At 61.6% G+C, this 17994-nt stretch carries 16 protein-coding genes and 1 pseudogene; 5 read left to right on the top strand and 12 right to left on the bottom strand.

What is annotated here, in order from left to right; all coding sequences use genetic code 11:
• Positions 1-22 precede the first annotated feature (22 nt).
• From thrS to ACLIRY_RS20965, 6 genes are read right to left on the bottom strand one after another with little or no spacing between them, the layout of a single operon-like run.
• Positions 23-1876, bottom strand: coding sequence for a threonine--tRNA ligase (thrS, locus tag ACLIRY_RS20990; RefSeq protein WP_413207385.1), 1854 nt, complete (start codon positions 1874-1876; stop codon positions 23-25).
• Positions 1877-1921: 45 nt separating this feature from the next.
• Complete coding sequence (locus tag ACLIRY_RS20985; RefSeq protein ID WP_413207384.1) at positions 1922-3250, bottom strand: phosphoribosylamine--glycine ligase; 1329 nt, start codon at positions 3248-3250, stop codon at positions 1922-1924.
• A complete protein-coding gene (locus ACLIRY_RS20980) occupies positions 3238-5100 on the bottom strand; it encodes a cobalamin-dependent protein (protein ID WP_413207383.1) in 1863 nt (620 codons plus the stop codon). The genes ACLIRY_RS20985 and ACLIRY_RS20980 overlap by 13 nt, the downstream gene beginning before the upstream one ends.
• Entirely contained in the window at positions 5091-5987 is an 897-nt protein-coding gene (locus tag ACLIRY_RS20975) for a pantoate--beta-alanine ligase (protein WP_413207382.1), read from the bottom strand. Before ACLIRY_RS20975 ends, ACLIRY_RS20980 begins: the two co-directional genes overlap by 10 nt.
• Before the next feature lie 9 nt (positions 5988-5996).
• Positions 5997-7436, bottom strand: a complete 1440-nt coding sequence (locus ACLIRY_RS20970; protein WP_413207381.1) for a pentapeptide repeat-containing protein — start codon at positions 7434-7436, stop codon at positions 5997-5999.
• An 11-nt stretch (positions 7437-7447) separates the two neighbouring features.
• Complete coding sequence (locus ACLIRY_RS20965) at positions 7448-8296, bottom strand: ketopantoate reductase family protein (protein ID WP_413207380.1); 849 nt, start codon at positions 8294-8296, stop codon at positions 7448-7450.
• Positions 8297-8407: 111 nt separating this feature from the next.
• Here ACLIRY_RS20965 and ACLIRY_RS20960 point away from each other — a divergent pair, with 111 nt between their 5' ends.
• From ACLIRY_RS20960 to ACLIRY_RS20945, 4 genes are read left to right on the top strand one after another with little or no spacing between them, the layout of a single operon-like run.
• Positions 8408-9694 carry a serine hydroxymethyltransferase gene (locus ACLIRY_RS20960; RefSeq protein ID WP_413207379.1) on the top strand — a complete coding sequence of 429 codons (1287 nt, stop codon included), beginning with the start codon at positions 8408-8410 and terminating at the stop codon, positions 9692-9694.
• Positions 9695-9738: 44 nt separating this feature from the next.
• Positions 9739-11283 (top strand): asparagine synthetase B family protein, encoded by a 1545-nt coding sequence (locus ACLIRY_RS20955; protein ID WP_413207378.1) that lies wholly within the window; start codon positions 9739-9741, stop codon positions 11281-11283.
• Positions 11265-13163: an asparagine synthase (glutamine-hydrolyzing) gene (gene asnB / locus ACLIRY_RS20950; RefSeq protein WP_413207377.1), complete on the top strand. Its 1899-nt coding sequence runs from the start codon at positions 11265-11267 to the stop codon at positions 13161-13163. Before ACLIRY_RS20955 ends, asnB begins: the two co-directional genes overlap by 19 nt.
• A 4-nt stretch (positions 13164-13167) precedes the next feature.
• Entirely contained in the window at positions 13168-13761 is a 594-nt protein-coding gene (locus ACLIRY_RS20945) for a sulfotransferase (RefSeq protein WP_413207376.1), read from the top strand.
• On the opposite strand, the gene ACLIRY_RS20940 is transcribed toward ACLIRY_RS20945, so the two are convergent.
• The 3 genes and pseudogenes from ACLIRY_RS20940 to ACLIRY_RS20930 all read right to left on the bottom strand — a co-directional run.
• Positions 13746-14453, bottom strand: a complete 708-nt coding sequence (locus tag ACLIRY_RS20940) for a class I SAM-dependent DNA methyltransferase (protein WP_413207375.1) — start codon at positions 14451-14453, stop codon at positions 13746-13748. The two genes, ACLIRY_RS20945 and ACLIRY_RS20940, sit on opposite strands and share 16 nt — an antisense overlap.
• A complete protein-coding gene (locus ACLIRY_RS20935; protein ID WP_413207374.1) occupies positions 14453-15625 on the bottom strand; it encodes a glycosyltransferase family 4 protein in 1173 nt (390 codons plus the stop codon). The genes ACLIRY_RS20940 and ACLIRY_RS20935 overlap by 1 nt, the downstream gene beginning before the upstream one ends.
• Positions 15626-15662: 37 nt before the next feature.
• A pseudogene (locus ACLIRY_RS20930) lies at positions 15663-15890 on the bottom strand (hypothetical protein); the annotation flags it as partial.
• Positions 15891-15975: 85 nt separating this feature from the next.
• Here ACLIRY_RS20930 and ACLIRY_RS20925 point away from each other — a divergent pair.
• On the top strand, positions 15976-16284 hold the full coding sequence (locus tag ACLIRY_RS20925) for a transposase (RefSeq protein WP_413207373.1): 309 nt from the start codon (positions 15976-15978) through the stop codon (positions 16282-16284).
• A 293-nt stretch (positions 16285-16577) separates the two neighbouring features.
• Here ACLIRY_RS20925 and ACLIRY_RS20920 read toward each other — a convergent pair whose 3' ends face one another.
• Genes ACLIRY_RS20920 through ACLIRY_RS20910 form a run of 3 tightly spaced genes read right to left on the bottom strand, consistent with a single transcriptional unit; the run spans position 16578 to position 17966 of the window.
• Positions 16578-17162 carry a helix-turn-helix domain-containing protein gene (locus tag ACLIRY_RS20920; protein ID WP_413207372.1) on the bottom strand — a complete coding sequence of 195 codons (585 nt, stop codon included), beginning with the start codon at positions 17160-17162 and terminating at the stop codon, positions 16578-16580.
• Positions 17159-17479, bottom strand: a complete 321-nt coding sequence (locus ACLIRY_RS20915; protein ID WP_413207371.1) for a type IV secretory system conjugative DNA transfer family protein — start codon at positions 17477-17479, stop codon at positions 17159-17161. Before ACLIRY_RS20915 ends, ACLIRY_RS20920 begins: the two co-directional genes overlap by 4 nt.
• Positions 17391-17966 (bottom strand): type IV secretory system conjugative DNA transfer family protein, encoded by a 576-nt coding sequence (locus ACLIRY_RS20910; RefSeq protein ID WP_413207370.1) that lies wholly within the window; start codon positions 17964-17966, stop codon positions 17391-17393. Before ACLIRY_RS20910 ends, ACLIRY_RS20915 begins: the two co-directional genes overlap by 89 nt.
• Positions 17967-17994: the final 28 nt, after the last annotated feature.

The raw sequence follows: 17994 nt of genomic DNA, 5'->3' as shown, positions 1-17994 counted from the left end.
CCCGAAGGCCCTCCTATCGCCGCTATGGGGTTGACTGCTCGACAACAATATCCTGGCGCGAGACCACTTCCTTACGGATGCGCTCAATGATAGCGTCCAGGCTCATGGTGCCGAGGTCGACACCATTACGCAACCGTACCGCTGCGGTGCCGTCCTCTGCTTCCCGGTCGCCCACCACCAGGATATAGGGAATCTTCTCTATCTGGGCGTTGCGGATCTTCTTCTGCATACGCTCAGCGCCATCATCGACATCGATTCGCAATCCTCCGGTGGCCGTTTCCACGTCGGCGCTAAAGAAGAACTCCACGACCTTGCGGGCGTAATCCAGGTGGCGGTCCGAAATGGGGATCACCCGCAGTTGGTTGGGGGCCAGCCAAGTGGGGAACGCCCCGGCGTAATGTTCAATTAGAAAGGCTGTAAAGCGCTCGTGGCTGCCCAGCGGTGCGCGGTGGATGACGTAGACGCTGTGTGGCTGGCCGTCCTCGCCCGTGTAAGTTAGGTCGAAGCGTTCGGTGGCAAGGAAATCCAGCTGGTTGGTAGAGATAGCGTATTCGGTGCCGATGACGCTCTTGATCATGAAGTCAATCTTGGGACCGTAGAACGCCGCCTCACCTTCGACCTCCACATAGGGCAGGCCGGTTTCATTCATTGCCTCACGGATGATGGCCAAGGCAGCCAGCCACTTTTCCGGTTCGTTGACGTATTTTTCCAGCTTGCTGAGGTCCGGCAACGACAGCCTCATATAGTATTCCTTTATGCCCATCAGGTCGTAGTAGCGGGCATGCAAGCGCATCACGCGGACGAATTCATCTTTGGCCTGGTCCTCACGGCAGTAAATGTGCGCATCGTTCTGGCAGAAGCCACGGGTACGCATCAGGCCGGAGAGGGCTCCGGACGCTTCATAACGATAGACATCACCATATTCGGCAATTCGTAAGGGGAGGTCACGGTATGAACGTGGATGCGACAGAAATACCTGATGATGATGGGGGCAGTTCATGGGCCGGAGGTAGAACTTCTCCCCATCGATATCCATGGGTTGATACATGTCTTCCTTGTAATAGGGCAGATGGCCTGACCGATAGTACAGTTGCTCCTTAGTGATGATCGGTGTGATCACGCGCTGATAGCCCTCGCGGCGCTCCTCCTCGCGGGCCAGCCGGGTCAGTTCGTCGCGAAGGACTGTACCCTTGGGCAGCCAGATAGGCAGGCCGCTGCCGACATCTTGCGAAAAGGTGAACAATTGCAGATCTTTGCCCAGGCGCCGGTGATCGCGCAGTTTCGCCTGCTCAAGGCGCCACAGCTCTTGAGTTAATTCCTCTTTGGTGTCAAAACACAGGCCATAGATACGCTGTAATTGCGGATTGCGCTCATTGCCACGCCAATAGGCGCCTGCAAGTTGGGTCAACTTAAAGGCGCCGATGTGGTCTGTCCGGTGAATATGCGGGCCGCGACACAGGTCGACGAAATCGCCCAGCTTGTACAGACTGACAACGTTGACATTTTCCGCAACCAAGTCGTCGTCACCTGTCTCCTTGGCGACGGCGGTTGAGCCCTTCTCCTTGAGCAGATTCAACAACTCAACCTTGAAGTTCTGCCCTATACTATCCATTAGCGAGATCGCGTGATCAATCTCAACCTCGGAGCGTTCGAATGAAAGCTTCTTCTTGCGCAGCTCGCGCATTCTAGCTTCGATTTTCTGCAAGTCATCCTGACCAATCGGCTCGGGGAACAACACGTCGTAGAAAAAGCCATTTTTGGTGGCCGGTCCAACACCGAACTTGGCACCGGGCCAGAGAGTCTGGATAGCCGCAGCCATCAAATGAGCGCAAGAGTGGCGGGCAGTCTGGATGTTTGGAGATTCGCATTCACACATAATATTCCTGCGCTGTCTGATGTTTCACGATAACGAAGACCTAACTTATATCCGCCTATCCTTCAAGGTTTTAACCTGGATGGCGGTGTGGATTGCTCCAGTGCCCAGCAGTCCGCCAACGCCAATATCCCTGCGGATTTTTGCCCCGTCGAAAACCGCAGAGCCCAAGGTTTGAAGACATGCGGCCCGGGCAGCCTCCACGTCCGGCCCTCGTGCCAGGGCGGCGACCACACGGTTGCTACCGGCCAGTAGGCTACCGTCCATCGCCGCATGGACGTCCTCGCCCAGAAGAGCCGTGTCGTTTGCCAGGGACAAAGGTGTTCGCTGGTCCGGCGCGGCAAAGGGATAGTCCCCGGCGACCGCAAACAGCCCCATGCCAACTTGGTCGGTATGCCAAGCCATCGGCGTTTCCCTCAGCCGCCCCGTCGCCACCGCTTCCATGACCTCGCCAAGCGGCGAGCGCAATAGCCCCAGCAGGGCAAGCCATTCGGGATTACCCGGACGGGCATTAAATTCCAGAGTTTGGTAGCCGGATTCGGTGCGGATCAAACCAATGTAAAGCACTCCGGTAAAGCCGTGCCCTCTGCGGACCAATATATCAAGCGTTGGTTCGACCACCGCCGTGGAAAGCCCATCCAGCAGACGCCAGGCGTCGACATGGGTCGATGCGACCGCGCCCATGCCATGGGTGTTCGGTCCGGTATCGCCCTCATCGAGGCGCTTATAATCGCACACAGGGGGCAGAAGACGATAGTCCCTGCCATCGCTCAGGACATGCAGGGACAGCTCCTCGCCGACCACCCGGCGCTCCAGCATTACCCTGTTCGTTCGATCCGAGGCCGGGCCGTCGCGCAGGAGATAGTGTAGGGCCGCGCGCGCCGCGTCCAGGTTCACCGGCACCACCGTTCGCCAAGCAGCATTGGCCAGGAATGTCTCAGCCTTGATCACCCAGCGGGCATTCTCCCGCCAAACACGACAGAGGAACTCCTCCGCTGCCTCCAGGTGGTCGAACAGATGGCTCTCGGGGGTGACGATCCCTGCCTGTCGCATGACGTCCTTTCCCACAGCTTTGCTGGCCTCCACGGCTGCCATGGCGGCCGTGGGGCCGAAGCAGGGGACGCCAGCGGCCTGGAAGGCATCCACTGCTCCCGCGAGGATATGACCCGGACCCAGCACGACGGCAAGGTCGACGGCGAGGTGCCGAGCCAGAGTTACCGCGTCGGCGGCACCCGCCACCCGGTGCACGCCCGCCTCCTTGGCGAGAATGGCATTGGGGCCGACTAGAGCAAAGCGCGCGTCGTGTCCCTCTGAGCGCAGTCGCCGGAACGTCGCGTGGTCGCGGGCGCAACCGTCGCCGAAGATCAGGATGCGCATATCCGTCCTTCGGCCATGGGCCGCCAGTCTACCACCTTGCCGTTCCAGGCGCCGGTGAGGTCGCAGTTGCTGCCGCGCAATGTCGCGAGGCCACGCTTGTGCCGAACGCTGACCTCCACTGGCTGTTCGTCCGGTAGGGGAGCGTCCGTTTGGCGGGCTAGGCAATCGGCTATATCGATGACCCTGAATGGAAACATCCGATGCTCATCAGCGAAACCTTCGCCGCCGAGGTCACTGCGCGGAAGCAGCATGCAGTCGAACTCGACCAGTGTTTGCACCGCATCGAGCACGGTCGCCGGGGCCTGCAACGATGCGAAGAAGCCTTTGATCAAGGCGGCCGTGTCGTCACGGTTGCGATAGAGTATTTCCCGTTTGCAATCACGTAGGCTGCGCTCGAAATAACAGCTCCGCCGCAGCCGGGTATACAGTCCCGTCAATTCCTCAGCCAGCGGGTGCGGGCTGGTGGCTAAATACCCCTCCAAGGCGGCAACAGTGGCTGCCGGGCTGGCCCCGTTCCACCGCACCAGCGCCCGTAGCGCCGAGCGCCCGGCGCCCAGCAGATTCAGGATCGAATGGCCCAGCAGGAGGGCCAAGCCGTTGCGGGTTTCGGCCGGAGTCATTTGGGCGTGGGCGATTACGGCTTCGTAATCGGATAGTGGATCGGGGCTGATGGTCCTGATTCCCAATTCTACCCGATTGCGGTCAAAGTCGGTATTGGGCAGGATCCACAGGGGATGAATCCGCATGGCCGGGAACGTCGCGTAGAGGTCGTCGTAATTATCCATGAAGGCGGCAAGGGATTCTCCCGGCAGACCGAAGATCAATTCGGCTGTCAGATGGTGCCCCTCGTCCATCATGGCTCGACATTCCGCCAGCATGCTCTCGCGCCCAATGACCCCGCGCCCTGCTAGGTCGAGCGCGGCGCGGCTGTTGCTTTGCAGGGGCACATTAATAACGGTATGAATCCCTGCAGCGAGAATATCCCGGACGATTTGCCCTACCCGCGCGGCATTGTTCTTCGCCCAGTTGACGTTAAATTCGCGCGGATAGCCGTGGCGGCGAAAGGCGTCGATCACCATGGCGGCGACCTCCTCGTCTTCCTTCAGCAGGCCGAAATTGGCGTCGCATAGGAACAGCCCGGGAATTTTGGCCAAAGCGATGGCTTCAATGTCGGATTTGATCCTCACCATGTCCCGCTTTGCCAGCTTGCCGCCGATCCTACCGCCCCAGAAGCAGTAGCCGCAACTATAAGGGCAGCCGCGGTTGGTCTCTAGCAGCGCGATGTCGTAGCCATCGAGCGGCAGCCCGGGCGCAGCATAGGGTGAGGGAAATTCGTCCAGTGAACGCGACAACTGCCGGGGGGCCGTGTCCAACACGCCGCCGTCCCGGCGCAAGGTCAGGCCCGGCACGGTATCGAGCGGCAGTCCCTGGCGTAAGGCAGCCAGGAGGTCGGGCATGATGGCCTCTCCCTCGCCGTTGGCGACGACATCGACATCCGGCATGACGGCGAGCTGGTGACGCCCCCGTCCAGAGACATGGACTCCGCCGATCATCAGCAGACTATCGGGCAGGAACTGCCTGACCGCAGGAAACAGGGACTGCAGTTGGCGCATGTTCCAGCCCTGGCAGGAAAACGATACCAGGTCGGGTCCTTCCGCCAGGATGGCTTCCAGCATCTCCACCTGGGTATGGGATTGCAGGAAGTCGTGGACTCGGACGCTCACCCACCCGGACAGGCGCGGGTCGGCGGCTATTGCGGCGTGCATGTTCATCGCTGCCAGTGGGGTATAGCGAATCGAGGACTCGCCCGAAAGTTGGATAATGGCAACATTTAATTCCGTCATGGCCATTTACTCTCCAGCCAGAGGGCCTTGGGATCGCTCAAGTCGCCGGGCTCCCGCACCAAGAAACCGTCGAAATGATTGATGGTACCGTTGGTAACCGCACAGTGGAGCACGAATGGAAGACCCACTTTATTCGGCTCGGTAAAATCGTTGGCGTCTGCTATCTTGACATAATGTGGTCGGAAGCGCTCGATCGGTAGGGTGTCGAGTCCGGCGTGCACGATCCGCCGTATTTCGTCGGCCCGCGTCTCGCCCGCGCTCACCGCTGCCAATCCCTCCCGCAGCACCCGATATACGCCAGCCAGCTCTTCCAGCGATTCTCGATCCAGCGACATCAGCCGCGACGAGATGGGAATGCCCGACGTATAGCGCACGCAGGGCACTTCACGGATTTCGGTATCAAGCATAAGATCGGAAGCGGCGCGCCGTACCAGCAGTGTCTGGCCGATGTCCTTTAACCCCCAATACACCCGCGTCGGGCGCACGAACGACATCCATCGGATGCACATGGTGATCATGCCCCGGAACATGAATGGTAACACCGACCCATCAAGCCTCCGCCAGCATTCCCCCTGGTCCAGGAAGGTTAGATAGTTGGACGGATACATGCTTCCCCGGCCAGGGGCGATGACATGGGTGGCGCCGTGGTCGATGGCGAACCGGATATCCGCCTCGGGATCGTACTCGTAGTGCATCCCCGGAGCCAGTTGCGCCTCGTTGGGGTAGATGGTGACCACGCAATGGTCGTTTTCACTCGCGGCCAGAGTTATGACGCGTCCATGCCCCTCGTGGAGGGCGCCCAGGCTGTGCACCGATCCGAGGGAACCGCCGCTCCGCCATAAATCGCGCAAGGCGACCCGGGCGTCATCAAGGGTGAAGAATATTTCAGCCATGGCGGACGCTCAGGTCGATTTGCGACGATGGGCCGCGAGCAGTTCGGAGAACGCTGCGACATAGGACTTCAGCTCCGGCGGCGCATCCGCCAGGCCACGGCAACGGTCGGGGAAAAACGGAGGCGCGATGCCCTCTAGCTTGGCCCCGGTCAAATCCGATTTCACCATGGACGACTGAAACAGAGAGGCCCCGGTCATGTCGGCATCCCGCAATATGCACTGATTCAGCCTGGAATAGGCCGCCTTGGCCCCGCGGAGCGATCCGCCGGAAAGGTCGCCGACAACATAGGCCTGGACCAGCACCGCCTCCGAGAAGTCAGCCGATTTCAAAGAATGGGCCGCCGGGTGATCGCCGGTCAGGACGGCACGGTAAAGATAGGCGCCGACAAACCGGGCCCCCGCCAAATTGCAGTCGCGGCTGTGCATGGAGCGCGCACGGACGCGCGAGAAATCCGCCCCGGCCAAGTTGCATTCGGAGAAAACGGCATTCTCCAGCTGGGCGAACGCAAACACCGCCCGCTCGGCGGTGCAGTCCCTGAAGCTAGCCCCGTCGAGGTGGCCGTCAGAGAAATCCGCGCCGTTCAGCCCGACGGTGGAGAAGCGGGCACGGGTCAGCCGCGCCTTGGCGAAGGTCGCGCTGGAGAGGTCGCATTGGGTGAAGTCGGCGTCCGATGCATCCAGCCCACGCGCATCCAGGCCAGCGATCCGGCTGCGCAGGATCCTCAGCGCCGGCAGGGCCGCGCCGGATAGGTTGAGGCCACCGGAAACGGTACAGCGGACCAGGGTAACCCCCTCGCCGCGCGCCCCGACCAGCGAGGCGCCATCGAGTGAGGATTTGTTGAACACCACCTGATCAAGCCCGGCCTCGGCCAGGACAACCCCTTCCGCAGCACATTCCACGAAAGAACATCCCTGCAGGCTTGCACAGCGGACAGAGGCTGCGCGTAACGAACACTGATAGAACATGCTGCCGGCAAGCATGGCACGATCGAGCACTGCTCCCTCCATGTCGCACCCATGGAACAGACTGCCGGTCCCGTCGACGATCCCGCCAAGGTCGGTGCCGCGGAAATCGCACACCTGGGCGGAGAAGGCATGAATGTAGGTTCCGTCCATCCTGGCATTGGAAAAGTTGGTCCGTTCGGTGCCGGGACAAATCAGTGCGGCACCGGAAAGGTCAGCACGGGAAAGGTTGGTACCGTACAACGCCGCACGGTTGAGTACCGCCTGGCGCAGGTCGAAGCCGGAAAGGTCGAGCCCGGCCAGATCTGCCTCCTCCAACACCAACCCTCGCCCGGTCGCACCGATGAGTGCACCGGTCAACGCCGACACCTCTGCTGCGGCCGTTGCGCGGTCGTCGGCAGCGGCATGCATGCGCAGCAGATCGGCATGCATCGCTACCTCCATCGTCCCGTCAAACTTCGAATTGGTGAATTCGACCTTCCCCATGCCCTTCTCCCTCAGTGCGCTAATCTTTGCAGGAGCCGGGCTCGCAGGCTCGCAAGTACCGGCATTTCCATTTTCAGCGCCGCTGCCATCTGCAACGGGGCGTCGACGATTGCTTTCAGTTCGAGAGGCCGCCCTGTCGCCCGGTCCTGCTCCATGGAAGGCGTGAAGTCGCCCATCCCTGCCAGCGCTGAGGCCACCAGTGCGGCAGGATCGTCCTCAACCATCACTCCGGCGGCGGCGGCCAGACCTTTCACTTCGGCCGCGATGGCCGTGGCTTCTGCCACCACTTCCGGTCGTGACGCCAGGGTCCGGCAGTCGCTACGCCAAAGGGCGCTCAAAGGATTGACACCAGCGTTGACCATGAGCTTGCGGAACCGGACCTTCTCGATAGACGGCACCAGCCGTGCCTCCACATTCTCTCCATTCAGCAGTTCAGCCAGATTGCGGCCAAGGGCATCGTCGGGCAAGTCGATGGCAGTTGAGCCTCGCCAGATTGCCCGCCCGTCCCTGTCTCGCCAAGCGCATGCCCATACCACGCCATCGACCGTCGGACAGGGGAGTTCAGGTTTGGATGCCAAACCGTTGCGTAGAAGCAGTACGGCGGAGCAGCCAAGCGTTGCAGGGCAGCAGATTACCCCGTCCATGTCCGGCCCTTTGACTGCGATCACCACCAGCGATCCCGGCTCCGGCCGCAGAGCAAACGAAGCCGACCTCCACCGACCGCCGACGCAAGCCTCTCCCCTTGCCAGCGCGCCCGCGCGTCCAGAGACAGATACCGCCAACCTGCGCGATGCCAAATCGACAGCAAGTCCCAAACCCAGGGCACCGGGTCCGATAATATGGACAGACGAAAAGGCCATCTCCCCTCCCTCTTGTGGAGTGCGATGTGACCTTAAGGTGTGGTTATTTTGAAATCAACCAAAAATAGCAGGTTGAGTATTCTTTTATGGTGCGCTATAGGTTGCTTTACTATGGTTTTCGAGAAGGTCATTCGCATGTCGGTGCTCAGCCTCATCTCCGCCTACGAGGGGCAAGTGATGCGAACCCTGAACCTCGTCGCCAGTGAGAATCTGACTTCCGCCAACGTAAGGGCGGCACTAGCCTCGGATCTGAGTCATCGCTATTGCATCCCACCCGTTGGCGAGAGGCCGGTTGCCATCTGGGATTATCCCAACCAGGAGGTCCCGCGTGCCATCCTGGCGGCCACTGAGGAACTTGCCCGTGCGCTGTTCCATGCTGCCATCGCCGACGTCCGCCCTTTGTCCGGCAACCAAGTCGCGCAGATAGTGCTGACCACTCTGGTCGGGCGGAATGACATGGTGTGGTCGGTACCGGGAAATTGCGGCGGCCATTTCACCACCGAGGTCGTCGCCCGACGTGAGGGCATCCGGCTGGTGCAGATTCCCTATGACTGGTCACGCGGAATTATAGACGTCGCGGCGGCGGCGGCGCTCGCCCGCGAGGCTCCGCCGAAGCTGATCTTTCTAGACGCCAGCATGCAGTTATTCCCCCATCCGCTAGAGGAACTTCGAGCCGCCATAGGGCCGGACACAATCATCAGTTACGATGCCTCGCACACCTTTGGGTTGATCGCCGGTGGCCACTTCCAGGACCCGCTGCGCGAGGGTGCCGACCTGCTGCACGGCAGCACCCACAAGTCCCTCTGGGGGCCGCAGAAGGGAATGATTCTGGCCCGCGAACACGGCCAGGTGGCCCGCGCGCTGAACGAGGCCGTGGTGCCGATGTTCGCATCCAACGTCCACCTTCATCATGTGGCGGCGCTGGGGATAGCGCTGGAGGAAGCCCGCAACTTCGGCGCTGCCTATGCCAGCAGGGTGGTGGCCAATGCCAGGGCGCTGGGCGCGGCCCTGGCGGAGGCGGGGATAGAGGTGCTGTTTGCCGACCGGGGCATCACCGACAGCCATCAGGTGCTTGTGTCCCTGGGCGACCAGACGCATGCGCTGGAATGCTGGCGAAGGCTGGAGGCGGGGGGACTGCACGCCAATGCCGTATCCCTGCCCTTCCGCGAGGGCACCTACGGGCTGCGTCTCGGCACTGCCGAGGCGGCGCGGCGCGGTCTGGGGCCGGCCGAGATGATCCGGGTCGGTGGATGGATCGCGGCGTGCTGCCGGGGGACGCTGTCGCCCCCGGCTCTGGCGGCCATGGTGGCGGATTTGTCGCGGGCGCATCCGTCCCTGGCCTTCGCCGATGACACCACTGATGGGGCGGAGGAGCCATGTGCGGCATCGCTGGAGTGATCAACCCGCCAACAGGTGAGGCGGACGTTGGATGGGTACGCCATATGCTGTCGGCCATTGCCCACCGTGGCGACCCCGAGCATTTCGGAGAGATGGCCACCACGCCGCTCGCGACGATCGGCACCAACCGCTTGGCCATCGTGGATCCCGACCACGGTCGTCAGCCCTTCTGTGATCCGGCCACCGGGCTGTGGTGTGTCATGAACGGTGAGGTCTACAACCACGCGGAACTGAGGCGCCTCGTGGGGGGCGAGTGGCGCAGCCGATGCGACACCGAGGTGGTGATGGAAGCCTACCGCGCCTGGGGCGACGATTTCGTCCACCGCCTCGACGGCATGTTCGCGATCTGCCTGGTGGATGCGGCACGGGGGCGAGTCCTGCTGGGCCGCGATCCCCTCGGCATCAAGCCCCTGTACATCGCCCGGTCAGTCGGCGGCGTGGCATTCTGCTCGGAAGCCAAAGGGCTGGCAGCTTTGTCCGGCGTCACCGCGATCGAGGCGATTCCCGCCGGAAGTCTGTGGACCGGCGGCAAGGCGACGCGGTATTTCCAACTGCCCGAGTTTGCCCCGTCGGCGGGGCTGCCGGAAACCGACTTGCTTGCTGGCCTTGCTGATGCCTTGACCGAGGCGGTCGGCTCCTGTCTGCCCGAGGCCGACGAAGAGGTGGCCTGCCTGCTCAGCGGTGGCGTCGACAGCTCGACGGTGCTGATGCTGGCGGCGCGGGCGCGGCCGGGCCGAGTGCGGGCCTTCACGTTCGCCGCTCCCGGCGCGAATTCCAGCGACCTCGCGGCCGCCCATGCCGTCTGCACCCATTTAGGGGTGCCGCTGACCGAGGTGAGCCCTTCCGCCGGGACATTGACGCACTACTACCTGGAAGAGGGAGTCCGTATGGCCGAGACCTTCGAGCCGGCTCTGGTGCGCAATGCGGTCAGCTACCACTTCCTGTGCCGGGCGGTTCGCGCGGCTGGTTTCAAGTGGTGCCTGAGCGGCGAGGGCGCCGACGAGGTGTTCGGCGGCTACGACTATTTCAAGCAGCTGCCTCTCCAAATTCGCGACGCCGCCATCCGCGACTCGCTGGAGGACATCCACCGCACCTACCTGCAGATGGCCGACCGCGCCTCAATGGCCGCAAGCGTCGAGGTTCGCGTGCCCTATATGGAGCGCCGCTTCGTCGAGGCGGCGGCAAGGCTGCCGCCCGATTTCCGCATCCGTGGTGATCGCGACAAATGGGGGCTGCGCAACGCGTTTCCCGGCGCTCTTCCTGACGCCATTCTCGCCCGGGCCAAATCGGGGATGAACAAAGGTGCCGGGTTCGGCGGCAATGATCCCGGCGAAAGCATCTATTCGGCAGCAGTGAGCGAATTCTACAGCCGCCACCCATCCCGGCTCGCGGCCGACCGGGCGCTGGTCGTCGCCCATCCCGCCTTCGCGATCGACCGCGCCGATACGGAGGAGTCGTACAACTTTGCCCGCTTCATCGAGTGTGGGTTGCAGAAAATATCCGGATCGGGCACCCGACCGCAGCTCAATACCTCGCACATCCGACCTTCCACCGTCCCTGCGCCGCTTCCATGTGCGGTATCGTCCTGACCTTCGGCCGGCGGGGTCAGCCGGTCGATCCCGTCGTTCTGGAGCGCATGGCAGCCGTATTGCGCCATCGTGGCCCCGACGACAGTTCGATGGTGGTCGAGGGGGCGGTAGGGATGGCCCATACAAGGCTGGCGGTGATGGACCCGGAGGGTGGTCGACAGCCACTGAACGACGAGACCGGCGCCATTACGTGCATCTATAACGGACAGATCTACAACCACCGGGCCTTGGCGCGGGGATTGATAGAGCGCGGTCATCGGCTGACCTGCCGGTCGGACGGTGCAGTCATCCCCCACCTTTACGAGGAATTTGGCCCGGATGCATTCGGTATGCTGGCGGGGATGTTTGCCGTGATCCTACTCGACCGTCGGCGCCGGAAGATCTTTGTCGCGCGCGACCGCCTGGGGATCAAGCCGCTGACCTACCATCTGGATGGCCAGTTTCTGGTCTGCGCGTCGGAAATCAAGGCGCTGCTGCGCCACCCTCAGGTACCGCGTACGGTGGACCGACAGGCGGTGGCAGACTTCTTGTGCCTGGGCTATCCCCCCGAGCCAGCGACTCCGTTTATCGGCATCCGCAGCCTGCCCGGCGGCGAGATGCTGGTCTGCGACCTAGAATCGGGTGCGGTGGATGTCCGTCCTTACTGGACCCCAACCTTTCCCTCTGTGCAGGAGAGTTGTGGCCTTGGCCCGGGTATGGGGGAGACGGTCGAGCAGTTTCGGGCGCTGTTTGACGAGGTGATCGCCGACCACCTAGACGCTGACACAAAGGTCTGCTTTAGCCTCAGCGGCGGGCTCGATTCGTCCAGCATCGCGGCCACTGCTGCAAGGTTACGCCCGGCCTCCGTCGATGCGTTCTCCCTTAGCTTTGACGATGAACGGTTTGACGAGACCTCTCATGCTACTGCGGTTGCTGGACATATTGGAGCACGGTTGCGCCGAATACCTGGAGGAGTACCTGACCTCGCCCACCTTCAACAAGCTATCCTCTCTGTGGAGCAACCTCAGATCGTTACACTTGACATGGCCAACCAAAATCTTTCCGCCGCCATGCGGGCAGAGGGATACAAGGTCGCCCTGGCTGGCGATGGTGCCGATGAACTGATGGGTGGGTACGACCATTTCCGTCTTGATGCTTGGCGCCGTGCGGGCCGCCTCCAGCCCCATGTCCTGGCCGACTTGGGCTATCCCACCGATTTCCATGCCCATTACCTAGCCACCGTGGAGGGGGAGCGTGACCGGGCCGAAAATCTCTTTGGTCTGTTTCCGCCTTGGTATCCTATCTGGCGCATGAATCAACGGCTAAGCACACCGCTGTTGGCGGAGCCCGCTGCCGATACTCTCGGCCCCGGTGGAGCCGTCGCCCATATTGCCGATTCCCTGCGGACGTCCATGGCCGCCGCCGATCCACTGAACCGTGCGTTGCTGCTTGAGATGAAGACGCGGCTACCGTCCTGGGTGCTGTGGAAATCGGACCGCAACGCAATGGCCAATGGCATTGAGGTACGGGTGCCATTTCTAGACAATCGCATAATCGACTTCCTGGCTATGCTACCGCCGACCATGAAACTGGGCCTGCGCAAAGAAAAGCGTGTGCTGAGGCTCGCGATGGCGGGCCGATTGCCGACAGCCATTCGCCAGCGACGGAAGTTCGCCTTTAACACACCTCTGTCCTGGGTGTTGGCCGCTCCGAACCTCGGCGACTGGCTAAGCCCGGAAGCGCTTAGCCGCACTGGTGTGTTCGACGGCGAGCAAGTGGCAAATTTACTGGGACAGGCCCGTATGCGGCTCGCACGGCCGGATTTCACCGGGGCGATGATGGCGCAAACGCTGACAGGAGTGCTGACCATGCAGATGCTGCTGCTGGACGACTGGACATAGCGACGTGATAGAGAATCCGCCGAAGGTATTCTGCATAGGGTTTCAGAAGACAGGTACCACAAGCCTCGGCGCAGCCTTGGAATTGCTGGGCTTGAGGGTCTGTGGTGCGTTTGGCTGCTGGCGACCGGACATCGCACAGGTCGCGACGAACCTCGCCAACGGTATCAGCGCCTGTTATGACGCCTTTCAGGATAATCCGTGGCCGATGCTCTATGGTCAGATGGACTGGCAATGGCCCGGCAGCCGTTATATTTTCAGCCACCGGCCAGAGGACGTTTGGATGGCCAGCATGCGCAACTACTTCAGGGACGGAGGATCGCCCATGGAGGAGTGGCTTTACGGATCACGCGCCATCGCTTCCCTGCCCGACTGCGTCCTGCTAGACAGGTATCGTCGGCATACCGACGAGGTGAAGGCATATTTTTCCGGTCGACCGAACGATTTGCTCGTATTCGACATCTCTCACCATGGCTGGGAAGAATTATGCGGCTTCCTCGGCATGGCCGTGCCCGACAAACCATTCCCTCATTGTAACAATGGGAGCGGCCCCGGTCGCCGCCCGCCGGTACCGTTACGAACGCCTCAGCCCGATATCTGACCGAGATACAACCCCCGCGACAAGAGGGGTGATGGCGGTAGGTAGCGGGTTCGGAAGCCGAGGTCGGCGAAAGCGGCATGCATCTCCTCTCGGGAGAACAGCCCCAGCCTGTGCTCCTCGCTGAAAGATCTCACTTGGCCGCCCTCATCCACTTCGTACTTCATATTGATGACCGACATTCCGTTGTCTACTTTGAAAGTGCAGGACCGACGTATGCGTTTTCCTCCCGTGCCGATGATGCTTTTCGTGGTTTTCCCAGATGGGGCTTGGTCGGGCGTCACCCACGGTTCGAGGATGACGATTCCTGCCAGCGTGAGATGAGATCGGAAGTTAGCAAGAGTAATGCGAAGCTTGTCCGCTGTACGGACATAGCCGACCGCTGAAAACATGCACAAAATCGCATCGTATCGAAGAGGGATTTGGAATTCGGTCATTCCGGCTCGATAGAAGCGGCAGTCCGGATTTTTGGCGCGAGCTAGGGCAAGCAGGGACCCATCGATATCCACCCCGTCTATCTCGAAGCCATAGCCGACGAGATGGCGGATGTGTTCACCGGTGCCGCATCCCACATCCAGCAACCTTTCGGATCCGGGGGCAGCCTGACGTAGAATTTTCGTGACCAGACGGGCTTCGCTCCGATAGTCCTTGTCCAGATAAATGTCGTCGTATAGGTCCACCGACGCAGAGAACATTACCTCTCCCCCAGCATGGCAAGGGCGCTACGCGTCCAGTCAAAACGTCGCCCGATGCTGAGGCGCGCTTGCCTTGCAATTGCGCTATGCTCGCCGGGACGACTTAGAACGTCGAGAATAGTGGCCGTTAGGGCTTTCGAATTGCCGGGAGGAACCAGCCGACCGATGGCTCCGTGCTCCAGCACCTCCGGCACGGACCCGACGTCCGACGCCACTACCGGGAGCCCGCTCGCGGCGGCCTCGGCGATGGCGAGACCGAAACTCTCCCCCAAGGTAGGAAATACGGCGAGGTGAAAGTCCCCGCATAACTCTTGTATTTCCATGGGACTTCGTTTGCCAAGAAAATGGACGCCACCACCCAAGAGAATGGCCTGCTGCTCAAGCTTCGTGTGTTGGCTGCCTTCGCCGATAACTGTCAGGGTGGCATTGGAGTGGACCCGCCTCACCTCCGCAAACGCTTCAAGCAATATGGGCAGCCCCTTTATCGGTTCTAGCCGACTCCAAGTTACCAAGCGGGGGGGCTCGCCCGCATGCCTAGGTTCGTGTTGCGGCAGTGATAGCCAGTCGCCAGTAACCCCAGCAGGAACACAGTTCAGCAGGTCGGCGTATCTCGTCGGCATCATTCGGGTTAGGACCTCGCGGGATCTTTCCGAAAAAACATGGATTCGCCGCGAGCGCAGAAGAACGGTACGCAGCATGTGATAATCCAAGTCGGCCAGCAATCCGCCACTGCCGGTAAGGTTCCAGGCCTTTGGCGCGGCGGGCATACGAACCGGATGGAACACTGCGTCCATCGGCACTCCCTTGAACTGGCAAATCCAGGGAAAGAGAAAAGCATTCTCACCGTGGCAAAATACTATGTCGAAGCGCGAGTGAGCAAGTATCCCCGCAAGAATGGCAGCCTGCCCAACAAAGTCCATCGCCTTATCGCAGATCTCGTGATAGCGAGCCCAATGCACAGTATAGGGGAGCGAGATTGCCGGTGTTGTCTGGCCTGCGCGAGAGAAAATCATGTGGACGTCATGGCCCAGACCGGCCATAGCCGCCGCCAAATGATGAGCAGCCCACTGGCCACCCCCGCTACGGACATGCCACGGCGAGGAAAATATGGCGTGACAGATACGCAGTCCAGCCGTTTTGGGGGCACATCGCTTTTTGCCGTCGTTCCGCATGATTGATGAGTACGATCTATTCGTTCTGCCGTATCCACTAGGTTACTATGAAAGTTACCGACCAGTCAGAGTCTGGCTCAAAACCATATGGCGTATAATAGTAAATTGAAATACTTTTAGTTGTCAATCGGATATGGGCGACATTGACCCAAGCCTCGGAGGAGAGGGGTGATCTCTCCCAATCCTTGGTGAGGCGTGGGCACTGTACAAGCCGAGCGAAGGTGCGGTCGACGACCCAGCGTCGGGGAAGGAGCTCAAAACCCTGTACCGGTACACGGTTAATGAGACACCGGGTTGACCCTGCTCCACATTAGTGGACACCTCATTTAAGCTCCCTCTGGGAGAGGTGAATGATGACGCCTAAGACCCAACGGTCCTTCACGGACGCGTTCAAACAGGAAACGGTGGCGCTGCTGCAGAGCAGTGGGTGGCTTTTGGGGCAGATCGCTGCCGAACTCGGTATCCAGCCGTTCATGGTGCGAAACTGGTGCCGACGGTTCGCGGGGCCTGGGGGGACGCCGCGCTCCTCCGACCGGCAGGCAGTTCGGCAATCTCCAGCGCCGCGCCAAGGCCTTCGGCTTCGCGCTCCAAGAACTGCCGCCAGAGCCGGAGACCGCTGTTTCTCAGGAAAACTGTCTCCATCATATCGGGTCCGCTGAAATGAAGTTCCGGATCGTTGAAGACTATCCTGTTCGCGTCATCTGTCGTGCACTCGACGTTTCCGCGTCCGGATATTACGCATGGCGGGATCGCCCAGAAAGTCCACGCAAGGCGGAAAACTCCCGTCCGTATCATGCCGGGGAACCATGAGGCTGTCCCCGCTCGACCCGATGGTGGGGGAGATGGCGATGCCCTTGCGTACCAGATAGGGGTGGTCCTGGCGGATGGGGGCGCGATCCCGATCTTGCCAAAGGGATTGGGCTTGCTTCTCCGCCTCGGCACTCAGGGCCTTCTATTCCGCCTCTCTGGCCGCCTGTCGGGCGTTGGCTTCGACCTTCAGGCGCTCCAGCTCCTGGGGGCCAAGCGCGGTGCCCGTCGAGATCCACTTCACGGCTTCCTGGCCATTCTTATAGTTCATGATCGAGCCATTGGGCTTGCCATCGAGGAAGCCCCGATAGGATCCGCTCCGGGATCCCTGCTTGTTGCCGATGACGGGGACGCGGTGCCATTTGCCGTCCATGAGGAGGGCGCCCTTCAGGACGAGGCCTTCCTTCTCGAGGACCTGGGCGAATTCGTTGGCTTCGGGGTGGAAGAGGGGATCGCCGTTCCGTGGGCGGGCCGGGTCTTGCTTTCCGGGGTCGGGCAGCCCCTCGAAGAAGAAACGGACCGGGACGGCCAGGGCTTGGGAGAGCTCGTAGAGGCGGCTGGCGCTGATCCGGTTGAAGGCCGTCTCGTATTTCTGCACCTGTTGCATGGAAATCCCCAGGGCCTCGGCCAATTGGGTTTGGGTCAGGCCAAGGCTCTTGCGGCGCTGCTGGATGCGGTGTCCGACATGGCGGTCGACGGGATGGGTGGAAGGGCTGTGGGAGGTCTTCATGGTGTCTCCTCGGGGTCTGGTGGACTGGTGGTGGCCGGGCGGGGCGGCGCCATGCGGGCGCGCTTGAGGAGCGTGCGGTTCTGGAAATAGAGGGTCTGGCGCCCCAGGATCGGTGCCGATCCGGCGACGAAAATCAGCATGTCGCCCGGCAGGGTTTTGCCCCGCCTGTTCCTGCGCAGACCGCGCAGGCGCATGCATTCGTCGGCGGTGAGCAGGGGGCGGCTGGTCTCATGGAGGCTGTCGGAGACCGAGCCCAGCTCCCCCAGGCGGCCGGAGCGGGAGCGCTTGCGCTGAACGACCGTGGTCTTGCCGGTCATGTTCCCCCTCGTCGCTCCCGTCGTCATTGGCCGCCGCCGAGGCGAAGGCCTGGACGTCGCACAGGTTGGCGACCCGCTTGTCCTCCTTCCGGATCCGGTAGAGGACGTGGAGGATCATCACCGAAAGCCAGGACCAACCCTCCTGCATCCAGTAGTCCTTCAGGCCCTTGCCTTCGGGATCGACGATCATGGAGGCGATGTTCTGGCAATCGGCGATGTCGCGACCGGTGCCGGTGCGGACCTCGGCCAGGGAATTGAAGCGGATGCTGCCGGTTTCTGCGGTGGGCTCGAACCGGAGGATCCGCTGTCCCCGGGACGCCCGCCATCCCGCCGTCAGGGCGTGGTTCTCGCCCTTGATGTCGAGGACCAGGGCCGAATGGGTCCAGGACAGCAGGGTGGGAAGGATCAACCCGAGGCCTGTTCGTCCGTGCGGTTCATCCTGCATGGTCTCGATGCCGAGGAGATGGAGCGCGTGTTCCGTGAGCATGCCGCCAGCCTTGCCGAAGATCCGACGG

The sequence above is a fragment of the Rhodospirillum sp. A1_3_36 genome (assembly GCF_047263945.1).
GTDB lineage: Bacteria > Pseudomonadota > Alphaproteobacteria > Rhodospirillales > Rhodospirillaceae > Rhodospirillum.
This window is presented reverse-complemented; position numbering and strand designations above follow the sequence as displayed.

Bases quoted from the DNA above. Each gene is read 5' to 3' on its own strand.
- asnB (WP_413207377.1), top strand. From the start codon at position 11,265: ATGTGCGGTATCGTCCTGACCTTCGGCCGGCGGGGTCAGCCGGTCGAT.
- ACLIRY_RS20975 (WP_413207382.1), bottom strand. From the start codon at position 5,987: ATGGCTGAAATATTCTTCACCCTTGATGACGCCCGGGTCGCCTTGCGC.
- ACLIRY_RS20910 (WP_413207370.1), bottom strand. From the start codon at position 17,966: ATGCTCACGGAACACGCGCTCCATCTCCTCGGCATCGAGACCATGCAG.
- ACLIRY_RS20920 (WP_413207372.1), bottom strand. From the start codon at position 17,162: ATGAAGACCTCCCACAGCCCTTCCACCCATCCCGTCGACCGCCATGTC.
- ACLIRY_RS20925 (WP_413207373.1), top strand. From the start codon at position 15,976: ATGATGACGCCTAAGACCCAACGGTCCTTCACGGACGCGTTCAAACAG.
- ACLIRY_RS20985 (WP_413207384.1), bottom strand. From the start codon at position 3,250: ATGCGCATCCTGATCTTCGGCGACGGTTGCGCCCGCGACCACGCGACG.
- thrS (WP_413207385.1), bottom strand. From the start codon at position 1,876: ATGTGTGAATGCGAATCTCCAAACATCCAGACTGCCCGCCACTCTTGC.
- ACLIRY_RS20915 (WP_413207371.1), bottom strand. From the start codon at position 17,479: ATGACCGGCAAGACCACGGTCGTTCAGCGCAAGCGCTCCCGCTCCGGC.
- ACLIRY_RS20940 (WP_413207375.1), bottom strand. From the start codon at position 14,453: ATGTTCTCTGCGTCGGTGGACCTATACGACGACATTTATCTGGACAAG.
- ACLIRY_RS20980 (WP_413207383.1), bottom strand. From the start codon at position 5,100: ATGGCCATGACGGAATTAAATGTTGCCATTATCCAACTTTCGGGCGAG.
- ACLIRY_RS20970 (WP_413207381.1), bottom strand. From the start codon at position 7,436: ATGGGGAAGGTCGAATTCACCAATTCGAAGTTTGACGGGACGATGGAG.
- ACLIRY_RS20965 (WP_413207380.1), bottom strand. From the start codon at position 8,296: ATGGCCTTTTCGTCTGTCCATATTATCGGACCCGGTGCCCTGGGTTTG.
- ACLIRY_RS20955 (WP_413207378.1), top strand. From the start codon at position 9,739: ATGCTGTCGGCCATTGCCCACCGTGGCGACCCCGAGCATTTCGGAGAG.
- ACLIRY_RS20935 (WP_413207374.1), bottom strand. From the start codon at position 15,625: ATGCGGAACGACGGCAAAAAGCGATGTGCCCCCAAAACGGCTGGACTG.
- ACLIRY_RS20960 (WP_413207379.1), top strand. From the start codon at position 8,408: ATGGTTTTCGAGAAGGTCATTCGCATGTCGGTGCTCAGCCTCATCTCC.